Origin of the sequence: Streptomyces rishiriensis (assembly GCF_003112535.1) — a bacterium.
Classification (GTDB): domain Bacteria; phylum Actinomycetota; class Actinomycetes; order Streptomycetales; family Streptomycetaceae; genus Streptomyces; species Streptomyces rishiriensis.
This window is the reverse complement of record NZ_BEWA01000024.1, coordinates 23,285-42,598: the sequence shown is the minus strand read 5'-3', so window position 1 is coordinate 42,598 and position 19,314 is coordinate 23,285. Positions and strand designations below refer to the sequence as shown.

Here is a 19,314-nt window from a genome sequence, read left to right as displayed (position 1 = left end):
CCGGTCGCTGCCGTCAAGGAGTCGAGCTGTGGATGCCCGTACTGTGTGGGGCGTGAAAATACGTTCAGTCCCCTTCGACCATCCCGACGCGGTGAAGCTCAACGACGAGGTCCAGGCCGAGTACCACGAGCGCTACGGCGACGGCGGCGACGCCACCGTCCTCGCGCCCTGCGACTTCCAGCCGCCCCGTGGCGTCTATCTCATCGCCTACGACGAGACCGATCGCCCGGTGGCCACCGGTGGCTGGCGCAGCCAGGACGAGAACGGCGAGGGCAACCAGGACGGCGACGCCGAGCTGAAGCGGATGTTCGTGGTCCGGGACATGCGCGGACGGGGCCTGGCGCGGCGGATGCTCACCGCGCTGGAGGACGACGCGCGCGACGCCGGCCGCATCCGGATGGTCCTGGAGACCGGCACCGAGCAGCCGGAGGCCATCGCCCTGTACACCTCCAGCGGCTACGAACCGTGCACGAAGTTCGGCTATTACCGTGAGTACGAGTCGAGCCGCTGCTTCGCCAAGCCCCTCGGCTCCTGAGATCCCCCAGGGGGCGGCAGGTCCGGTCTCATGAGGATGCCGCCCAGGTGCCGGCCGCGTCGCCGGAAGCGCGCGTGAGCGCGCCGGAGCGGTGCGCGGCGGCGCCGGTGATCGTCAGGGGCAGGACGTACGGTCGGCCCGACCGGCCCCGCCCGTAGCCCGGTTGGGCGTGGAGGCGGACCCGGCGGCGGTGCGCGCGGCGGTCGCGCGGGACGTACGTCGTCCGCCCGCTGCCGCCGATCACGGCGGTCGCACTGCTCTCGGCGCCGCCGGCACGGCGGCCGGCGCCCCGACTGCCGGATGTGGTGGGCCTGTTGGCGCGGGCGCACGCGGGCGCGAGGATCCGCCGCAGCGCCGCCGTGGCTGGCCACAACCGAGGCACGGCGGCAGAGCGCCGCCGAGTCCGTGGCGACGCCGCGGGACGGGACGACGCTGCTCGGCCGACGCCCGCAGCGCGGCGGGGAAAACCCGGTGGCGGCCCGGACCGTCACGGACGAGTATGCGACGCATGGATGACCGTCCCGCGCGATGGAGCACCGCAACCGCCTTCCCCGACATGTGGGTCGACCCGGACGACGACCCCCGCGACACGCAAGGGCCGGGCCCGGAGGGCGAGTCGGCGACGCTGCGGCACTTCCTGGCGAGTTACCGCCTGACGCTGCGGATGAAGTGCGAGGGCCTGGACGCGGAGCAGTTGGCCCGCCGGTCGGTGCCGCCGTCGACGATGTCGCTGCTCGGCCTGGTCCGGCACCTCGCCGAGGTGGAACGGGACTGGCGCAACTGGATCACCGACGGCGCCCCGCTGCCGAGGCTGTACGGCCCGAAGGACGCGGACTTCCACGGGGCGGTCGCGGAGCAGGCCGTGGTGGACGCCGCGTTCTCGGATCTGGAACGGGAGCAGTCCGCGACCGACGCCGCGCTGGCGGAGCACCCCGACCCCGGCGAGCGGGTGGGCAGGGACGGGATCGCGGTCCGGGAGCTGATGGTGCACCGGATCGAGGAGTACGCCCGCCACTGCGGCCACGCCGACCTGCTGCGCGAGCGGGTCGACGGGCGGGTCGGCCAGTGAGCAAGACCCGGCGCGGGCGCGGTACTTCACTGCTGCAGGGCATGGCAAAGCCCCGGTCGGGAATCCCGACCGGGGCTTTGAGCTGCGGTGGACCTGTGGGGATTTGAACCCCAGACCCCCTCGATGCGAACGAGGTGCGCTACCAGACTGCGCCACAGGCCCTTGCAACGAGTGAAACTCTAGCACCCCCATCGGCCTGCTTGGAAATCCGTTCCCCGAGGCCGGGCGGGGGGTGCCGGGATCCCTATTCGTTGGCGGCGCGGGGCCGCTCGCCGTCCTCGTACTGGTCGAACAGCGGGGTGCGGCCGCGCTCGCGCGAACGCCGGGCCGAGGCCGCGCGCCGGGCGTCGCTGCGCTCGCCGCCCTCCTCGGGCCGGTCCTCGGCGAGGTCCGCCGCTTCCGGCTCCCCGGCCGGGGCGTCCCCGGCGTCGACCGTCTCCTGGTCCGGCGCGACGGAGCTCGACCGGGCCGAACTCCAGGCGTCGGGCGCCGTGAGATCCACGTCGGACGTGGCACGCGGGGCGACCGGTGCGGTCACGTACGTGGGCAGCGGGACCGGGACCGGGTCCCAGCTCTCGCCGTGCCCGGGACGGCGCTGCCGCTCACGCTGCTGGTCGACCCACTCGGCGTGGTCGGTCTGCTCGACGAGCGCCCGGCGGTCCGCGGCCAGGGCCAGCAGGCCCGGGTCGGTCTCCGGCTCGGCTCCCTCGTGCGGCTCCTCTGCGCCGGCGTCGGAGCCGGTGTCGGGGGACGAGGCGCTCGCCGGAGCCGGGGCCCGCCGGCGCGGCTGGCGCTCGCGCAGGCGCTGCGCGGCGACCTCGGCACGCCTGCGGTCCATCTGGTAGGCGAAGCGGCGGTGCTCCTGGGCGCGCAGATAGGCGATGTACCCGCTGAGCAGGACGGCGGGCACGGCGGGCGCCCAGAGGAATGCGAGGCCGCCGACGGCCGCGACGATCGCGCCGAGAGTGAAGGCCAGGAAGAGCATCACCGTGGTGCGCCGACGGCGTGCGAGCGCCTTCGAGCGCTGGGCGCGCGCGGCGGCCGCCTGGGCGGCGGACGCCTGCGCGGCGGACGTGTACCGCCCCGACGGCCGTGCCGAGGACGTGTGCCGCGCGACCGGCACGCGCCGACCCGCCCCGCGCGCGGACGCGGAGGCCGCGGAACTCGCGTGAGCGTGCGACGCCGGAGAGGCGTAAGAGGCAGAAGAGGCCGGGAGCTCCTGGGACGTCTGAGAGGCCTGAGACGCCTGGGCCGCCGACGGAGCCGGAGGGGCTCCGGAGGCCGCGGAATGCGCAGACGGCGCGGACTGCGCGGAGGCGTGGTCGCGGGTCGGCCTGACGCCCAGTTCACGGGGTTCCCGCCCCGAGTCGGCCGCCGCCTCGCGCGCCCCCTCCGGACGTCCCGTCCCGCGTTCCTGGCCGCGCTCGTTCCCGCGCTCGTTCCCGTGCTCGTTCCCGTACTCGTGCACCGGCGCCTTCACCTGCGGGCGGGTCGGAGGCATGGCGAAGGCCCGGACGTCGACCGTGTCGGTGACGGCGTCCGGAGCGTCGGCGCCGGGCTCCTCCTCGGTGGAGCGCGCCCGCAGGTCCTTGGCGTACCGGCGCTCCATCCCCGCGCGTCCGGACAGCAGCCGGATCGCGGTGCTGAAGCGTTCGGTCGGACGAGCCTCGTTCAGCTCGTCCTGCCTACGGAGCCACATGGGCACCAAGTAGGCGGCCCAGGCCCCGACGATGACTGCGTAGATGAGGCCGCTGCTGCTCACGTCTCACACCGTAGAGGGGTTTACGTGAGGCCATCCGCCAATTGAGCCGGTGTGTCGCACGATCCGGCTGATATTTCGAACTTTTTTTGTGATCGATGTGATCAGCAGGCCGCCAGGGAGGCGAATTCCCCCGCCCACGACAGTCACCGCTCGATCACTGTCGCGCTCTGTCGAACGTTTATTCCATCGAACACTTATTCAATTTCCGGGATCCCGGTGATTCCCCGCCGCATTCCCCCGCGTGCTCTGGGGCGTGCTCTCGGACGTGTTCCGGTGCCCGCGGGGCGCGGTCCGGGAGCGTGAGCGCCGCCAGCGGCTCAGCAGGCCCTCCGGGACCTCCTCCGCCGTGAGGGCGAACACCAGATGGTCGCGCCAGGCGCCGTCGATGTGGAGATAACGCGGACGCAGTCCTTCCTCGCGGAATCCGAGTTTCTCCACGACCCGGCGGCTGGGGCCGTTCTCGGGCCGAATGCAGACCTCGATGCGGTGGAGTCCGACGGTGCGGAAACAGTGGTCCACGACCATGGCCACGGCCGTCGGCATGACCCCGCGGCCCGCGACCGACTCGTCCACCCAGTAGCCGACGTGCCCCGAGCACATGGAGCCCCAGGTGATCCCGGCGACCGTCAACTGCCCGACGAGCTGCCCCTGGTACTCGATGACGAACGGCAGCATCCGCCCCGCGTTCGCCTCGGTCCGCAGGTGCCGGACCATCTGGCGGTACGTCGGCCGGTGCGCGATCGGCCCGCTGGGCGCGGGCGGCGGGATGGTCGCCTCCCAGGGGCGCAGCCAGTCCCGGTTGCGCCGGTTGACCTCGCGCCAGGCCCGCTGGTCGCGGAGCTTTATCGGCCGCAGGACGACGTCGCCGTCCCGCAGCTCGACGGGCCAGGATGGGCTGTTCAGCTCGCACCCCCGTGGCTGGGTCCCGGGTGGTCGCCGCCGCGGATCTGGTCGACGGCGTGGATCAGCAGCGGTTCCAGGACGGCCAGACCGTCCTTCACACCGCCGGTGGAGCCGGGCAGATTGACGATCAGGGTGCCGCCCGCCACTCCGGCCAGCCCGCGCGAGAGGGCCGAGGTGGGCACCTTGTCCCGGCCGTAGGCCCGGATGGCCTCGGCGATGCCCGGCGTCTCGCGGTCGAGCACGGCGCGGGTCGCCTCGGGCGTGCGGTCGGTGGGCGAGATCCCGGTGCCGCCGGTGGTGACGACGACGTCGTACCCGGCCTCGACGGCGGCCCGCAGCGCGGCCTCCACCGGGTCCCCGTCGGGGACGACCCGCGGGCCGTCGACGGCGAAGCCGAAGCCGCGCAGGCCGTCGGCGATCAGGGGGCCTCCCCGGTCCTCGTAGACCCCGGCGGCGGCGCGGTTGGAGGCGGTCACCACGAGGGCCCGGTACGGCGCCGCGCTCATGCCCGGCTCCAGTCGCCCGACTTGCCGCCCGTCTTCTCCTCCACGCGCACGTCCGTGATCACCGCTTTCTTGTCGACGGCCTTGACCATGTCGACCACGGTGAGCGCGGCGACGGAGACCGCGGTGAGGGCCTCCATCTCGACGCCCGTGCGGTCCGTCGTCTTCACCGTGGCGGTGATCTCCACGGCGTCGTCCGCGACCGACAGTTCCAGTTTCACACCGGAGACGGCCAGGGGGTGGCACAGCGGGATGAGGTCCGGGGTGCGCTTGGCCCCCATGATGCCCGCGATCCGCGCGGTGGCCAGCGCGTCGCCCTTGGGCACCCCCTCGCCGCGCAGCAGCTCGATCACGCGGGGCGAGACGAGGACCCGTCCGCTGGCCCGCGCGGTGCGGGCGGTGACGTCCTTGCCGGACACGTCGACCATGCGCGCCGCGCCCGCGTCGTCGATGTGCGTCAGTCGGTCCTGATGAGGGGGTCCGGGGGTCTCCCCCCGGGAAGGCACAGTCATGCTGGTGGCGCTCCCGGTCCGGGCTCGGCGCGGTGCGGCGCACGGGCCTGTTGTGCGCGACACGGTACCCCCAACCCGGGGCGCTCAGCCGAGCAGGACGACCTCGACCTCGGCGCCGGGCTCGACGGACTCCACGTCCTCGGGGACGACGATGAGCGCGTCGGCGTGCGCGAGGGCCGCGACCAGGTGGGAGCCGGAGCCGCCGACCGGGCGGACGGCGCCCTCGGTGTGCACGGCGCGCAGGAACTGTCTGCGCCCCTTCGGCGAGGTCAGCGCCTTGTCGGCGGTCAGCTTCGCGCGCGTGACGGGCCGGTGGACGTCCGCGAGGCCCATGAGGGTGCGGATGGCGGGGCGGACGAACAGCTCGAAGGACACGTACGACGACACGGGGTTGCCGGGCAGGGCGAGCAGGGGGGTGTGGTCGGGACCGACGGAGCCGAAGCCCTGGGGCTTGCCGGGCTGCATGGCGAGCTTGCGGAACTCGACGCCGCCACCCTCCTCGTCCTCGTCGCCGACGTGCTCCAGCGCCTCCTTGACGACGTCGTACGCCCCGACGCTCACCCCGCCGGTGGTGACGACGAGGTCGGCGCGCACGAGCTGGTCCTCGATGGTGGAGCGCAGGGTCTCGGCGTCGTCGGCGACCGCGCCGACCCGGTAGGCGATGGCGCCTGCGTCCCTTGCGGCGGCGGTGAGGGCGAAGCTGTTGGAGTCGTAGATCTGGCCGCTGCCCAGCTCCTCGCCGGGCTGGACGAGCTCGCTGCCGGTGGACATCACGACCACGCGCGGGCGCGGGCGCACCCGCACGGAGGCCCGGCCGATCGCGGCCAGCAGGGCGATCTGGGGCGGCCCGAGGACGGTGCCGGCGTCGAGGGCGCGGTCCCCCGCCTTCACGTCGCTGCCCTTGGCGCGCACGTGCGCGCGGGCCTCGGCGGGCCGGTACACGCGCACGTGCCCCGAGGCCTGCTCGGGGGCGAGGCTGCGGGCGCGCATCCCGCTGACCGGGCCCTCGCCGAGCCCTCCGTCGGTCCACTCCACGGGGACGACGGCCTCCGCGCCGGCCGGCAGCGGGGCGCCGGTCATGATGCGGGCGGCCTGGCCCGGCCCGACGTGGAGCCGGTAGTCCGCCTGTCCCGCGGCGACGTCGCCGACGACGTCCAGAGCGGCCGGGAACTCCTCGCTCGCGCCCGCGACGTCCGCGACCCGTACCGCGTAGCCGTCCATGGAGCTGTTGTCGAAGGGCGGCAGCGAGACCGGCACCGTGACGTCCTCGACGAGGACGCAGCCCTGGGCGTCGGGCAGTTGCAGCTCGATGGGCTCCAGCGGGCGGACGGTGGCGAGGATGTCCTCCAGGTGCTCGTCCACCGACCAGAGGCGGTCCTCGGCGGCGGGACGGGGCGCGGCGGTGCTCAAAGTGGCTACATCTCCTCGGTGACGTAACTGCGAAGCCAGGACCGGAAGTCCGGACCCAGATCTTCACGTTCGCACGCGAGTCTGACAATGGCACGCAGATAGTCGCCCCGGTCGCCGGTGTCATAGCGGCGGCCCTTGAAGACGACGCCGTGGACGGGACCGCCGAGCTTCTCGTCCTGCGCGAGCTGCTGGAGGGCGTCGGTGAGCTGGATCTCGCCGCCGCGGCCGGGCTCGGTCTCGCGCAGGACGCCGAACACGCTGGGGTCGAGCACGTAGCGGCCGATGATCGCGTAGTTCGACGGGGCGTCCGCCGGGTCCGGCTTCTCCACGAGGCCGGTCACCTTGACGACGTCGCTGTCCACGGTGCTGTCCACGGCCGCGCAGCCGTAGAGGTGGATCTGCTCGGGGGCGACCTCCATGAGCGCGACGACGCTGCCGCCGTGCTGCTCCTGGACCTCGATCATGCGCTGGAGCAGCGGGTCGCGGGGGTCGATCAGGTCGTCGCCGAGGAGGACGGCGAAGGGCTCCTGCCCGACGTGCGGGGCGGCGCACAGGACGGCGTGGCCGAGGCCCCTGGGGTCGCCCTGGCGCACGTAGTGCATGGTGGCGAGGTCGCTGGACTGCTGGACCTTGGCGAGGCGGGCGGCGTCGCCCTTCTTCTGCAGTGCCGACTCGAGTTCGTAGTTGCGGTCGAAGTGGTCCTCCAGGGGCCGCTTGTTGCGGCCGGTGACCATGAGGACGTCGTCGAGGCCGGCGGAGACGGCCTCCTCGACCACGTACTGGATAGCGGGCTTGTCCACGACCGGCAGCATCTCCTTGGGAGTGGCCTTGGTCGCCGGCAGGAACCGGGTGCCGAGGCCGGCCGCGGGAATGACAGCCTTGCTGATCCTGGGGTGCGACTGAGTCATGCCGCTCACCTTATCCGCTGGCTTTGAGCCGAATCTGTGGATCTGGCCAATTCATGATCATATGAACTTACTAAAGCTGTGTGAGAGCAATGTACGACCGGTGCGGGAGCGACATATGAGTCACCTCGAAGGCGGCCCTGAGCCTGACAAACGGATGTTGCGGCGAGGGTTCCTCGGCGCGAGAAACAGGTTGACGACGGATGACCTGCGCTCGGCCGCCGCCGCACTGGCCGAGCGAGCCCTGGAGCTGCCCGAGCTGGCCCGGGCGCGCACGGTGGCGGCGTACGTCTCCGTGGGCGCCGAGCCCGGCACCCCGGTGCTGCTGGACGCCCTGCGCGCGCGGGGCGTGCGCGTGCTGCTCCCCGCCCTGCTGCCCGACAACGACCTGGACTGGGGCGCGTACGCCGGAGAGGGCTCTCTCGCGCGGGTCCAACACGGCGGGAAGACGGCCCTCTTGGAACCGGCCGGCGAACGCCTCGGCCCCGACGCCGTGGCCGACGCCGACGTGGTGCTGCTGCCCGGCCTCGCGGTCGACGAGCGCGGTGTGCGGCTCGGCCGCGGCGGCGGATCGTACGACCGTGTGCTGGCCCGGCTGGCGGCGCACGGGGCCCGCCCCTTCCTGGTGGTGCTCCTGTACGACGCCGAGGTCGTCGAGCACGTGCCGGACGAGGCGCACGACCGGCCCGTGCAGGCCGTGGTGACGCCGTCGGCGGTGCGCCGCTTCGCCGGAACCCGCCCCTGACGTGAAGGGGCCCTCCACGCGCGTGGAGGGCCCCTTCACCGGTCGCCCGCTCAGGGCTTGAGGACCAGGGTGTCGCTGGTGCTGCCGTCGACCGCCTTCTTCGAGAAGGACCAGTCCAGCAGCTCACCGTCGGCCCACTTGCCCGTCTGGTCGGTGTAGTGGGCGCTGAACGCGTGCCCCGAGGCGCCGCTGAGGTTGATCCACTTCGACTTGTCCAGGTCGTCGAGGTTGACCACCATCCGCATCGACGGCACCCACACCACCCCGTAGCCGCCGGCCGCGTTCCAGCCGCTCGCGTTGACCGACGCCTCGCCGCCGCTGAGCTTCCACGGGCCGCGGTTGAGGATGTACTGCAGGAAGCCGGGGCCACTGGTGCCCAGGGTCTGGTTCTTCAGGAACAGACGGTGCAGCCGTCCCCAGCTCCAGGTGTCGATGTCCTTGCCGAGCTTGGCGGTCAGCTCCCAGCGGGCGTCGATCATGGCCCGCTCGAACAGCTTGTCCCGGTCGTGGACGGCGCCGGGGCGGGTGCCCGACTCGGGCGTCGTCCACCACTCGCTGTTCTTCTTGTCGAGGAGGCTGCGCACGACCTCGAACCAGCGGTCGCCGCCGTCCGGCTGCGCCTGGTCGGCATCGCGCTGGCCGCACTCGCGGACCTTGCGGGTGTCGTCGACCGGGCCGGTGGTGTTGACCGGGTCGACCCACAGGCACTGCCCCTCGACGCGCAGCTCCTTGGGCAGCTTGTTGCCGAAGGCCAGCTTGAGGATGTTGCGCCAGACCGCGTTGAAGTAGGCGGCCGCGGCCGAGTCGGCGTCCTGGGTGAAGTCCCAGTTCTCCAGCAGCTTCTGCGCGTCGCGGACGTCCTGGTCCTTGAGGTTGATCTTCTTCAGCAGCGGCACGAGCTGCGTCGCGATCTCGCTGGTGTCGTCCAGCTGCATCTGGCGCATGTCGTCGGTGGAGATCTTGCCGCCGCCCTTGATCTTGCTCTTGATCAGGTCGGTGATCCGCTGGCTGCGCGCGCCGTAGCCCCAGTCCGTGGTCAGGGTGTACGGGTACGCCTTCTCGTCGATCACGGCCTGGTTGGCGGTGACGATGTACCCGCGCGGGGGGTCGAACTCGTGGGGCAGTTCCTTGAAGTCGATGTAGCCGGTCCACCGGTACTTGGACTTCCAGCCGGGCGTCGGGACCGAGCCGTCCAGGCCCTTCGCGCGCGTGGGGATCTTGCCGGGCAGCTGGTAGCCGATGTGATCGGCGTCGGCGTAGACCAGGTTCTGCGAGGGCACGTCGAACTTCGCGGCCGCCTTGCGGAAGCCGTCCCAGTCCTTCGCCTTGTCCATGAGGAAGACGGCGTCCATGGAGGTGCCGGGCTGCAGCGCGGTCCACTTCAGGGCGACGCCGTATCCGTCGCCCCGGTCGGGCGCCCCGGTGTCGACGGTGGCCTTCTTGCCGACCTTGACGAGTTCGTCGTCGCGGTCGGACAGCAGCGGCATCCCGTCCTCGGTCTGCCGGACGACGATCTTCTTGGCGGCGCCGCCGGCGACCTTGATGGTCTCCTCTCTCGTGGTGAACGGCACGACCTTGCCGTCGTACTGGTAGCCGTCGTCGCCGGAGAGCTTCTCCAGGTAGAGGTCGGTGACGTCGACGCCGGAGTTCGTCATGCCCCAGGCGATGTCCGCGTTGTGGCCGATGACCACGCCGGGCATGCCCGCGAAGGTGTAGCCGGAGACGTCGTACCCGCACTTGCTGGAGACGCTGCGGCAGTGCAGGCCCATCTGGTACCAGACGGACGGCAGCGAGGCCGACAGGTGCGGGTCGTTGGCCAGCAGCGGCTTGTCGGTGATCGTGTGCTTGCCGGCGACGACCCAGGAGTTGGAGCCGATGCCGTTGCCGTTCACTCCGACGGCCGTGGGCAGGTCGTCCAGGACGTCGTAGAGGCCCGCGAGCTGGCTCTGCACGGCCGAGCCGGAGCCTCCCGAGGCGCCGCCGCTCCCGCCCGTGCCGCTACCACTGCCGCTGCCAATGCCACTGCCGGACGAGTCGCCGGAGCCGCCGCTCTCCTCGAACGTCTTGGTCGCCTCGTCGTACCGCCCGTCCTGGACGATCGGCTGGTTGCGGCCGTACGGGTACTCCGGGTACAGGTCGGCGATCTGCTGCGGGCCCAGCCTGCTGGTCATCAGGGCGCGGTCGATCTCGTCCTGCATGTTGCCGCGCAGGTCCCAGGCCATCGCCTTCAGCCACGACACCGAGTCGACCGGGGTCCACTCGGTGGGCTTGTAGTCGTTGGTGAAGCCCAGGGCCGCGTACTCCAGGGAGATGTCCGCGCCGTCCTTGCCCTTGAGGTAGGCGTTGACACCCTTGGCGTAGGCCTGGAGGTACTTCTTGGTGTCGGCGGACAGCTTGTCGTCGTACTCCTTCTTGGCGACGCGGTCCCAGCCCAGGGTGCGCAGGAACTCGTCGTTGTCGACCTGGCCCTTGCCGAACATCTCCGACAGCCGTCCGGACGTCATGTGCCGGCGCACGTCCATCTCGTAGAACCGGTCCTGCGCCTGGACGAAGCCCTGCGCCATGAAGAGGTCCTCGTCGGAGTCCGCGTAGATCTGCGGGATGCCGTAGCCGTCCCGTTTCACGTCGACGGGCCCGGTCAGGCCCTCCAGGGTGATCGAACCCTTGGTCTGCGGGAAGGACGCGCGCACGGTGCTGACGGACCAGTAGGCCCCGTAGGCGATGCCACCGATGATGGCCAGCACCAGCACAAGCACGATCAAACGGGCTTTGCGCCCCTTCTTCCTGCCGGACTTGACGGGCTTGTCACCCGATGTGGCGGTGGTGTTGGGGGGCATCGCTGTCCTTGCTGTCCTAACGCGAGCGGCAGGGCGGGCTGTCCTTTTGAATGAGCGCTGGAGCAACCATAGGCGCAGGGCTTCGCGCCACTTGACGCGGAGTCGGGTACACGCGCGGAAGGGTGTTCGATCTCGCGGCCGCCGAGTGTCAAGAAATCGTCAAGAGTTAGGTAAGGTAACGAAGTAGTCGGGTGCGGGGCGCACGCCGCTCGTGTCCGATGTATCCGATGCACATGTGCGCCCGCGCGCAAGGCGCGCGCGCCGGTGAAGGGAACCGCCGCTGACTGTCCAGCACCTCAACCAGCTCCTGCTCGTCTGCTCGCTCGTCCTGCTCGTCGCCGTCGCAGCGGTCCGGATCTCCTCGCGCAGCGGGCTCCCCAGCCTGCTCGTCTACCTGGGCATCGGCATCGCCATGGGCCAGGACGGCATCGGCGACATCCACTTCGACAACGCCGAACTGACGCAGGTCATCGGCTACGCCGCCCTGGTCGTGATCCTCGCCGAGGGCGGCCTCGGCACGAAGTGGAAGGAGATCGAACCGGCCCTGCCGTCCGCCACGGCGCTGGCACTGGCCGGAGTCGCGGTCAGCGTCGGCGTCACCGCCACGGCCGCGCACTTCGTGACGGGGCTGGAGTGGCGCCAGGCGCTGATCATCGGGGCGGTGGTGTCCTCGACGGACGCGGCGGCGGTGTTCTCCGTCCTGCGCAAGATCCCCCTGCCCTCCCGCGTGACGGGCACGCTGGAGGCCGAGTCCGGCTTCAACGACGCCCCGGTGGTCATCCTGGTCGTCGCCTTCTCCACGGCCGGCCCCGTGGAGCACTGGTACGTGCTGCTGGGCGAGATAGCGCTGGAGCTGGCCATCGGCGCGGCCATCGGCCTGGCGGTCGGCTGGCTGGGTTCCTGGGGCCTCAGGCACGTCGCCCTGCCCGCCTCCGGCCTCTACCCGATCGCCGTCATGGCGATCGCCGTCACCGCCTACGCGGCGGGCTCCCTGGCGCACGGCAGCGGCTTCCTCGGCGTCTACCTCGCCTCCATGGTCATGGGCAACGCCAAGCTGCCGCACTGGCCCGCCACGCGCGGGTTCGCCGACGGCCTCGGCTGGATCGCCCAGATCGGCATGTTCGTCCTGCTCGGCCTGCTGGTCAGTCCGCACGAGCTGGGCGACGACGTGCTGCCCGCGCTCGTCATCGGCCTGGTGCTCACCATGGTGGCCCGCCCGGTCAGCGTCTTCCTGTGCCTGACGCCCTTCCGGGTGCCCTGGCAGGAGCAGACCCTGATGTCCTGGGCCGGTCTGCGCGGCGCGGTGCCCATCATCCTGGCGACGATCCCCATGGTGAACGGCGTCGACGGCAGCCGCCGGATCTTCAACATCGTCTTCGTCCTGGTCGTCGTCTACACCCTGGTCCAGGGGCCGACGCTGCCCTGGCTGGCGCGCACGCTGCACCTCGGCGGGGACCCCGAGGCCGCCGACCTCGGCGTCGAGTCCGCGCCCCTGGAGCGACTGCGCGGGCACCTGCTGTCCGTCGCGATCCCGCAGGAGTCGAAGATGCACGGCGTCGAGGTCAACGAGCTGCGGCTGCCGGCCGGAGCCGCCGTCACCCTCGTCGTGCGGGACGGGACCTCGTTCGTCCCCATGCCCTCGACCGTCCTGCGGCGCGGCGACGAACTCCTCGTCGTGGCCACCGACCCGGTCCGCGACGCCGCGGAGAAGCGCCTGCGGGCCGTCGGGCACGGCGGCAAGCTCGCCGGGTGGCTGGGCACAGGCGGCGGGGCGCGTTGAGTGCGTGTTTCGCACCGTTCACACCCCCTTCATTCACAGGCGGCCACGACCCTGGTGCTCCTTTTCACAGGCCTCGTCTGCCTTGATCCCTGTAGGATGAAGGCGCACTTTGATCGAACCAACTCTGCCTGACGCAGAGCTGGCGCGACCGTATGGCGGCCGGGACACCTCCAGCAGCGAACTCCGGCATCTACCGCAGCACGCGCAAGAGGACAGCTCTCGGCGCCCCCCGCACGGGCGCGCTACCAGGCGGCAGAAAGGCACGGGCCGTGGCATCCACGGTCACCACCGAGCCGTCGAAGGACTCGTCGGCCTCCTCCCGCCCGGGATACGGGCACCTGCTGCGCACCCGCGGCGCCTGGACGTTCCTGCTGCCCGGCTTCGCCGCCCGCCAGCCGTTCGCGATGCTCACCATCTCCATCGTGCTGCTCGTGCAGCACACCACCGGCTCGTACGGGGCCGCAGGCGCCGCCGCGGCCGTCACCGGCGTCTCCATGGCGGTGTGCGCGCCCTACAGCGGGCGGCTCGCCGACCGCTACGGGCAGCGCGCGGTGCTGATCCCCGGCGTGCTCGTGCACACCCTGTCGGGGATCACCCTCACGGCCCTCGCCCTCGCGCACGCGCCCCTGTGGGCGCTGTTCGCGGCCGCCGTGCCCACGGGCGCCTCGGTGCCGCAGGTCGGCCCCATGGTGCGGGCTCGGTGGGGCGTGACGCTGAAGGGCTCGCCCCTGATGACCACCGCGGCGGCCTTCGAGTCCGTCACGGACGAGCTCACCTTCGTCCTCGGCCCGCTGCTCGCGACCGCCCTGTGCACCGCCGTCAACCCGGCCGCCGGTCTGATCACCGAGGCCTCGCTGACCCTGCTCGGCGGTCTGCTGTTCGCCGCGCAGAAGAGCACCCAGCCCCAGGTCGCCGCCGCCGGGCACACGCGCGTGGAGCACGCCTCGGCTCTGCGCGTCCCCGGCGTGCGCGTGCTGATCGCGGTGTTCCTCGGCATCGGCTCCGTCTTCGGCGGCATGCAGGTCTCCCTGGCCGCGTTCTCCGAGTCGATCGGCGAGCCCGGCCTGAACGGCGTCCTGTACGGCACCTTCGCCGCGGGCAACATGCTCTCCGGTCTGGTCTGCGGCGCGATCGCCTGGAAGGCCGCCCCGCAGCGGCGGCTGGTCGTCGCCTACGCGGCCCTCGCGCTCGTCGCCTCCGGCCTGTGGGCCGCGCACTCGGTGCTCGTCCTGGCGGGCCTGGGCCTGCTGGTCGGCATGTGCATCGCGCCCGCGCTGATCACCGGCTACACACTGGTCGAGGGTCTGGTCCCGGCCGGGGCCCGTACCGAGGCGTTCACCTGGCTGACGGGCGCGGTGGCGCTCGGCCAGGCGGCCGCCGTGACCGTCGCCGGCCAGCTGGAGGACAACGTCCGGGACGGCGCCGGTTTCCTGGTGCCGATGGGCGGCACCGTGCTGGCCCTCGCGGTCCTGCTGGCACTGCGTTCCCGGCTGGCGACGCGCCCCCGCGCGCGTACCGTCGCGCGTGGCGTCGGTCACCGCGAGCCGGTGACAGTGGACTGAACCCCGGGAATGCGTCAAGATAGACCGTCGTTAGCACTCACTGAGTGAGAGTGCCAGGAGGAAGACAGTGCCGACCTACCAGTACCAGTGCACCGAGTGCGGCGAGGGCCTCGAGGCGGTGCAGAAGTTCACCGACGACGCTCTGACCGAGTGCCCGAACTGCGGTGGCCGCCTCAAGAAGGTGTTCTCCGCGGTCGGCATCGTCTTCAAGGGCTCCGGCTTCTACCGCAACGACAGCCGCGGCTCCTCGTCGAGCACCTCGCCGGCGTCGTCGAAGCCGTCGACCACCGACGCGAAGCCGAGCTCGACCGCGTCGTCGTCTTCTTCGTCGGACTCCTCGTCGGCCTCGAAGTCGTCGAGCAGCGGCACCTCGGCCGGCAGCAGCTCCGCCGCGTAAGGACGCCTGCTCACAGGACCCTGTCGTCGTCCGACGGCGGGGTCTTCGGCGTTCCCGGCGGCGCCGGGTCCCGGCATCCCCGGCATCAAGGCGCTCGGCGTTCCCCGGCGGCCGGACGCGGCGTTCCTCGACGCGCGGGGCTGGCCTAGGGTGCCGGACATGGCGAACAAGGCAGCGAACGCAGAGATCGGCGTGATCGGCGGCTCCGGTCTCTACTCGTTCCTCGACGACGTGACCGAGATCCAGGTCGACACCCCCTACGGACCGCCCAGCGACTCCCTCTTCATCGGCGAGACCGCCGGCCGGCGGGTCGCCTTCCTTCCCCGGCACGGACGCGGACACCATCTGCCGCCCCACCGGATCAACTACCGCGCCAACCTGTGGGCGTTGCGCTCCGTCGGCGTGCGTCAGGTCCTCGGCCCGTGCGCGGTGGGCGGTCTGCGCCCCGAGTACGGGCCCGGCACGCTGCTCGTGCCCGACCAGCTGGTCGACCGCACGAAGGCGCGGACCGGAACGTACTTCGACGGCCTGCCCCTCCCCGACGGCACGGTGCCCCACGTGGTGCACGTGTCGCTGGCCGACCCCTACTGCCCCGCCGGACGCGCGGTGGCGCTGAAGGCGGCACGCGGCCGGCAGTGGGAGCCGGTGGACGGCGGGACGCTCGTCGTGGTCGAGGGACCGAGGTTCTCGACCCGCGCCGAGTCGCTGTGGCACCAGGCGCAGGGCTGGTCCACGGTGGGCATGACGGGCCATCCGGAGGCCGCGCTCGCCCGGGAACTTCAGCTCTGCTACACGTCGTTGAACCTGGTCACCGATCTGGACGCGGGCGCCGAGAGCGGTGAGGGCGTGTCGCACGAGGAGGTGATGCAGGTGTTCGCGGCCAACGTGGACCGGCTCCGCGATGTGCTGTTCGACACACTCGCCGCACTCCCTGCGACTTCCGAGCGGGACTGCCTGTGCACGACGGCGCTCGGCGGACTGAACCCCGGCTTCGAGCTGCCGTAGAAGTCCGGGGCGGCGGCGGGGCGAAAGGGACCGCGGAACTCGTCGCCGCTCGTCGCCCCTCATCGCCACTCATCGTCGCGATCCGTGGAACTCCTCGTTCGGGTGGCGGAGTTATCCACAATCGGTGGATGGTCCACCGGCTCCGGCGGACGGCGTCGCGAGGGCTCATCGTGGCTGTGCAAGCCCGTCCGAGCCCGTCCGTCCTCGCAGGTGGTGGTCCCGTGTCCGCTCTTCCTCCCTCCCCTCCGCTCGCCTTCCCGTCCGCGCCGTGCCCGCCCGGTCCGGACACGCCCGCGACGTGCGAGGTGCCTGCGTTTGAACCGGTACGCGTGGGCCACGGCCGGTATCGGCTCAGCCGCCTGGTCCGGAGCCGAAGGCGCGCCCTCGCGATCGGACTCGCCGTCACCGCCGCCGCGCTCGTGGCCGCCGGCCACCGGGACGGCGGTCCGGCGCGCGGACACCCGGACGGCGACGCGCACGGGAGCTCACCCTCCCGCGCACGATCATCCGCGCACGCCCCCGCGCCCGCCCTCCGTACCGCCGAGAAGGTGACGGCTCCGGTGCGCATCGCCGACGCGGCCACCGTCCGGCTGCTGCGCCCCGGTGACCGCGTCGACGTCATCGCGGTCGGGCAGGCGGCGGGCGGGATGGGCGGCGGCACGGGCGGTGAGGCTCGCGTCGTCGCGCGCGGGGCGCTCGTCACGAAGGTGCCCGAGCCCCTGGACGTCTCGGCCTCCGCCCCGGCCCCGGCCTCCGGCGCCGACGGCGAGAGCGGCGCCCTGGTCGTCCTGTCGGTGCCCCGGTCGACCGCGGCACGGCTTGCGGGCGCGAGCGCGACGGCCCGGCTGGCGGTGACCTTGTGGTGAGGTCGAGTCGCTCGTTCGTGCGACCGCGTTGGACACGCCCACCCAGCCTTGCCGTAGGTTGCGGAGCTGTTTGTTCCACAACCTGTACATGCGAGGAGTGTCCCCGAGGTGAGCGAAAAGAAGGCAAGCGTCCTGCAGGGCTTCAAGGCCTTCCTGATGCGTGGGAACGTCGTCGATCTGGCGGTCGCGGTGGTGATCGGCGCGGCCTTCACGAACATCGTCAACTCGGTGGTGAAGGGGATCATCAACCCGGTCATCGGCACGATCGGCACTCAGAACCTGGACAGCTACAGCTCCTGCATCAAGGGCTGCCACGGTACGGGCGCCAACGCGAAGGGCGTGCAGATCCTGTGGGGCTCCGTCCTCGGTGCGACCCTCACCTTCGTGATCACGGCGGCCGTCGTGTACTTCCTGATGGTGCTGCCGATGTCGAAGTACCTGGCTGTGGTGGAGGCGCGCAGGAAGGCGAAGGAGGGCACGCAGGAGGTCATGGACGTGACCGAGCTGGAGGTGCTCAAGGAGATCCGCGACGAACTGGTCGCCCAGCGGGGCTCGGGCGACTACCGGCGGTAGAGCCGCGGTTCCGTCGGGCCCGCCGGAGTCGGATCCGAGTCCGCACCCGGGTTCAGATGTGGTGGGGCGGCTTCTCGTCGAGGAAGCGCTTCAGGTCGGCGGCGCTGTCGCCGCCGGCCGCCGGCCGCTCGCCCCAACCGCGGTCGGTGTCGTCCGACGACTGGCGGTCCAGCGGGTCGTCGAAGATCAGCGCGGCCTTCGGGTCACGGGGCTCGGGGGCGGCTGGGGTGCTCATGCGTCCAGGGTACGGCCCGGGCCGCCCGCCTGGCCGGGGCCGGCCTCCGGGTCCGCGCCCGTGGGAGGACCGCGCCGCCCGGCGTAGGCGCCGCGTCCGGCTCCACGAGCCGACCCGGAGTCCTCACCGGTGCCCTCACGAACCCGGCGAACCGGGGCGCGAACTCCGCCGGCCGCCGCGCGGGCCTGCGGATTCCGCACAGGATTTTGCGGCGGATATCTGCTGTGCTGGGACCCATGACGTCCAGTACGCCCCCGCCGGCTCCTCCCTCCGGCGATCCCTCCCCGCCGCCCGTCCCCGCTCGCAGACACCCGCTGCGCAAGCTGACCGCCCGCGGGCGGGGCGAGGCTCACCGGGTCGCCTCGCCGCTCGAGCTCTTCTTCGATCTGTGCTTCGTCGTGGCCATCGCCCAGGCGGGCGTCCAACTGGTGCACGCGGTGGCGGAGTCCCACGCGGGCGAGGGAATCCTGAACTACGCGATGGTCTTCTTCGCCATCTGGTGGGCCTGGATGAACTTCACCTGGTTCGCCTCGGCGTACGACAACGACGACGCCCTCTACCGGGTCGTCACGCTGGTCCAGATCGCGGGAGTCCTGGTGCTCGCCGCCGGGGTGTCCCGGGCCTTCGAGGAGCACGAGTTCCTGGCCCTCTGGCTGGGCTACGTCATCATGCGGGTGGCCATGTCCTCGCAGTGGCTGCGCGTGGCCTTCTCGACCGAGGGCCGGGAGCGCAGGACGGCGCTGCGCTACGCAGGCGGCATGCTGCTCTGCCAGGTGGGCTGGCTGGGGCTGGTGATCCTGCCCGAGGGCGGCCGGGCCTGGCTGTTCCTCGTGATGGCGCCGCTGGAGATGTGCGTGCCGCTGTACGCCGAGCGGGACCACCCGACCTCCTGGCACCCGCACCACATCGCGGAGCGCTACGGGCTGTTCACGATCATCGTGCTCGGCGAGACGATCGCGGCGGCCACGGTCGCGGTGAAGACCGGCATCGACGAGAACGACGCGCTGGGCGAGCTGCTGCCGATCGCGGTCGGCGGCCTGTTGATCGTCTTCGCCGCCTGGTGGATCTACTTCGTGGTCCCCATCCACGGTCACCTGCGCTCCAGCAGGCAGGCCTTCCTGTGGGGCTACGGGCACTACGCCGTCTTCGCCTCGGCCGCGGCGATCGGAGCGGGCCTGGAGGTGGCGGTCGAGCAGGCCGTCGGGGAGGCCCACCTCTCGACGCTCGCCGCGTCGGCCGCCGTCACCCTGCCGACGGCGCTGTATCTGCTGACCGTCTGGGTGCTGCACTCACGCCACTTCAAGGTGGGCCTGGCGCAGCAGTCGGTGCTGCCCGTCACCGCGCTGCTGGTGATCTGCTGCACCTTCCTGGGCGACCGGGCGGTCCTCGCGGCCGGTCTGGTGTCGGCGCTGGCGGTGGCCACCGGTTCGACCCTGACGGCCCGCATGCTCGCGCGGGACTCACAGCACGATTCACGGGACGACTCACGGGACGACTCACGGGACGACTCACGTGCCGATTCGCGGGGCTCACGGGACTCGGGAAACCACGCGGACCCGGGAAACCGCTCGGGCTCACGGAAGCCGCCGAATCCGCCGAATCCGCCGAATCCGATGAATCCGCAGAAATCGACGGACTCCGGAGAAGGCTCGGCGCAGGGTTCGCCTTCCGCCGTGTGACGCGACCGGACTCCGCCCACGTTTGCGGTGCGAGCC

19 protein-coding genes and 1 tRNA gene are annotated in these 19,314 nt (G+C 71.8%); 10 read left to right on the top strand and 10 right to left on the bottom strand.

Going from position 1 to position 19,314, the window contains the following annotated elements; translation table 11 throughout:
• Positions 1-52: 52 nt before the first annotated feature.
• Entirely contained in the window at positions 53-535 is a 483-nt protein-coding gene (locus Sri02f_RS34315) for a GNAT family N-acetyltransferase (protein WP_109005309.1), read from the top strand.
• Between the two features lie 28 nt (positions 536-563).
• Here Sri02f_RS34315 and Sri02f_RS34310 read toward each other — a convergent pair whose 3' ends face one another.
• Positions 564-917, bottom strand: a complete 354-nt coding sequence (locus Sri02f_RS34310; protein WP_159106823.1) for a hypothetical protein — start codon at positions 915-917, stop codon at positions 564-566.
• A 117-nt stretch (positions 918-1,034) separates the two neighbouring features.
• Between Sri02f_RS34310 and Sri02f_RS34305 the strand changes: the two genes are divergently transcribed.
• Positions 1,035-1,604: a DinB family protein gene (locus Sri02f_RS34305; RefSeq protein ID WP_109005241.1), complete on the top strand. Its 570-nt coding sequence runs from the start codon at positions 1,035-1,037 to the stop codon at positions 1,602-1,604.
• Positions 1,605-1,692: 88 nt separating this feature from the next.
• Here Sri02f_RS34305 and Sri02f_RS34300 read toward each other — a convergent pair.
• The 7 genes from Sri02f_RS34300 to galU all read right to left on the bottom strand — a co-directional run bounded on the left by Sri02f_RS34300 (position 1,693) and on the right by galU (position 7,602).
• Positions 1,693-1,766: transfer RNA gene (locus Sri02f_RS34300), tRNA-Ala, on the bottom strand.
• A gap of 82 nt (positions 1,767-1,848) precedes the next feature.
• Positions 1,849-3,366 carry a divisome protein SepX/GlpR gene (gene sepX / locus Sri02f_RS34295; protein WP_109005240.1) on the bottom strand — a complete coding sequence of 506 codons (1,518 nt, stop codon included), beginning with the start codon at positions 3,364-3,366 and terminating at the stop codon, positions 1,849-1,851.
• A gap of 198 nt (positions 3,367-3,564) precedes the next feature.
• A complete protein-coding gene (locus Sri02f_RS34290; RefSeq protein WP_174855768.1) occupies positions 3,565-4,269 on the bottom strand; it encodes a GNAT family N-acetyltransferase in 705 nt (234 codons plus the stop codon).
• A complete protein-coding gene (locus tag Sri02f_RS34285) occupies positions 4,266-4,775 on the bottom strand; it encodes a MogA/MoaB family molybdenum cofactor biosynthesis protein (protein WP_109005238.1) in 510 nt (169 codons plus the stop codon). The genes Sri02f_RS34290 and Sri02f_RS34285 overlap by 4 nt, the downstream gene beginning before the upstream one ends.
• Entirely contained in the window at positions 4,772-5,284 is a 513-nt protein-coding gene (gene moaC / locus Sri02f_RS34280; RefSeq protein ID WP_109005237.1) for a cyclic pyranopterin monophosphate synthase MoaC, read from the bottom strand. The genes Sri02f_RS34285 and moaC overlap by 4 nt, the downstream gene beginning before the upstream one ends.
• An 84-nt stretch (positions 5,285-5,368) precedes the next feature.
• Entirely contained in the window at positions 5,369-6,694 is a 1,326-nt protein-coding gene (glp, locus tag Sri02f_RS34275) for a molybdotransferase-like divisome protein Glp (RefSeq protein WP_109005236.1), read from the bottom strand.
• 5 nt (positions 6,695-6,699) lie between these two features.
• Positions 6,700-7,602 (bottom strand): UTP--glucose-1-phosphate uridylyltransferase GalU, encoded by a 903-nt coding sequence (gene galU / locus Sri02f_RS34270; RefSeq protein WP_109005235.1) that lies wholly within the window; start codon positions 7,600-7,602, stop codon positions 6,700-6,702.
• A 115-nt stretch (positions 7,603-7,717) separates the two neighbouring features.
• Here galU and Sri02f_RS34265 point away from each other — a divergent pair, with 115 nt between their 5' ends.
• Positions 7,718-8,344, top strand: a complete 627-nt coding sequence (locus Sri02f_RS34265; RefSeq protein ID WP_109005234.1) for a 5-formyltetrahydrofolate cyclo-ligase — start codon at positions 7,718-7,720, stop codon at positions 8,342-8,344.
• 50 nt (positions 8,345-8,394) lie between these two features.
• On the opposite strand, the gene Sri02f_RS34260 is transcribed toward Sri02f_RS34265, so the two are convergent.
• Positions 8,395-11,181 carry a penicillin acylase family protein gene (locus Sri02f_RS34260; protein ID WP_109005233.1) on the bottom strand — a complete coding sequence of 929 codons (2,787 nt, stop codon included), beginning with the start codon at positions 11,179-11,181 and terminating at the stop codon, positions 8,395-8,397.
• A gap of 280 nt (positions 11,182-11,461) precedes the next feature.
• Here Sri02f_RS34260 and Sri02f_RS34255 point away from each other — a divergent pair, with 280 nt between their 5' ends.
• The 6 genes from Sri02f_RS34255 to mscL all read left to right on the top strand — a co-directional run bounded on the left by Sri02f_RS34255 (position 11,462) and on the right by mscL (position 17,364).
• Positions 11,462-12,961: a potassium/proton antiporter gene (locus Sri02f_RS34255; RefSeq protein WP_109005232.1), complete on the top strand. Its 1,500-nt coding sequence runs from the start codon at positions 11,462-11,464 to the stop codon at positions 12,959-12,961.
• A gap of 269 nt (positions 12,962-13,230) precedes the next feature.
• Positions 13,231-14,523, top strand: coding sequence for an MFS transporter (locus Sri02f_RS34245; RefSeq protein ID WP_109005231.1), 1,293 nt, complete (start codon positions 13,231-13,233; stop codon positions 14,521-14,523).
• Between the two features lie 67 nt (positions 14,524-14,590).
• Entirely contained in the window at positions 14,591-14,920 is a 330-nt protein-coding gene (locus tag Sri02f_RS34240; protein ID WP_109005230.1) for an FmdB family zinc ribbon protein, read from the top strand.
• A gap of 159 nt (positions 14,921-15,079) precedes the next feature.
• The gene (locus Sri02f_RS34235) at positions 15,080-15,925 is read left to right on the top strand and encodes an S-methyl-5'-thioadenosine phosphorylase (protein ID WP_109005229.1); all 846 of its coding nucleotides are present in this window, start codon (positions 15,080-15,082) and stop codon (positions 15,923-15,925) included.
• A gap of 221 nt (positions 15,926-16,146) precedes the next feature.
• Entirely contained in the window at positions 16,147-16,791 is a 645-nt protein-coding gene (locus tag Sri02f_RS34230; protein ID WP_245970929.1) for an RcpC/CpaB family pilus assembly protein, read from the top strand.
• 108 nt (positions 16,792-16,899) lie between these two features.
• On the top strand, positions 16,900-17,364 hold the full coding sequence (gene mscL, locus Sri02f_RS34225; protein WP_109005227.1) for a large conductance mechanosensitive channel protein MscL: 465 nt from the start codon (positions 16,900-16,902) through the stop codon (positions 17,362-17,364).
• A gap of 52 nt (positions 17,365-17,416) precedes the next feature.
• Here the strand turns inward: mscL and Sri02f_RS34220 are convergent, their stop codons facing one another.
• Positions 17,417-17,599, bottom strand: a complete 183-nt coding sequence (locus Sri02f_RS34220; protein ID WP_109005226.1) for a hypothetical protein — start codon at positions 17,597-17,599, stop codon at positions 17,417-17,419.
• A 236-nt stretch (positions 17,600-17,835) separates the two neighbouring features.
• Between Sri02f_RS34220 and Sri02f_RS34215 the strand changes: the two genes are divergently transcribed.
• Entirely contained in the window at positions 17,836-19,278 is a 1,443-nt protein-coding gene (locus Sri02f_RS34215) for a low temperature requirement protein A (protein WP_109005225.1), read from the top strand.
• The last annotated feature ends 36 nt before the right edge of the window (positions 19,279-19,314 follow it).

Bases quoted from the DNA above. Each gene is read 5' to 3' on its own strand.
- Sri02f_RS34305 (WP_109005241.1), top strand. From the start codon at position 1,035: ATGCGACGCATGGATGACCGTCCCGCGCGATGGAGCACCGCAACCGCC.
- galU (WP_109005235.1), bottom strand. From the start codon at position 7,602: ATGACTCAGTCGCACCCCAGGATCAGCAAGGCTGTCATTCCCGCGGCC.
- Sri02f_RS34220 (WP_109005226.1), bottom strand. From the start codon at position 17,599: ATGAGCACCCCAGCCGCCCCCGAGCCCCGTGACCCGAAGGCCGCGCTG.
- Sri02f_RS34260 (WP_109005233.1), bottom strand. From the start codon at position 11,181: ATGCCCCCCAACACCACCGCCACATCGGGTGACAAGCCCGTCAAGTCC.
- Sri02f_RS34265 (WP_109005234.1), top strand. From the start codon at position 7,718: ATGAGTCACCTCGAAGGCGGCCCTGAGCCTGACAAACGGATGTTGCGG.
- moaC (WP_109005237.1), bottom strand. From the start codon at position 5,284: ATGACTGTGCCTTCCCGGGGGGAGACCCCCGGACCCCCTCATCAGGAC.
- Sri02f_RS34235 (WP_109005229.1), top strand. From the start codon at position 15,080: ATGGCGAACAAGGCAGCGAACGCAGAGATCGGCGTGATCGGCGGCTCC.
- Sri02f_RS34285 (WP_109005238.1), bottom strand. From the start codon at position 4,775: ATGAGCGCGGCGCCGTACCGGGCCCTCGTGGTGACCGCCTCCAACCGC.
- Sri02f_RS34215 (WP_109005225.1), top strand. From the start codon at position 17,836: ATGACGTCCAGTACGCCCCCGCCGGCTCCTCCCTCCGGCGATCCCTCC.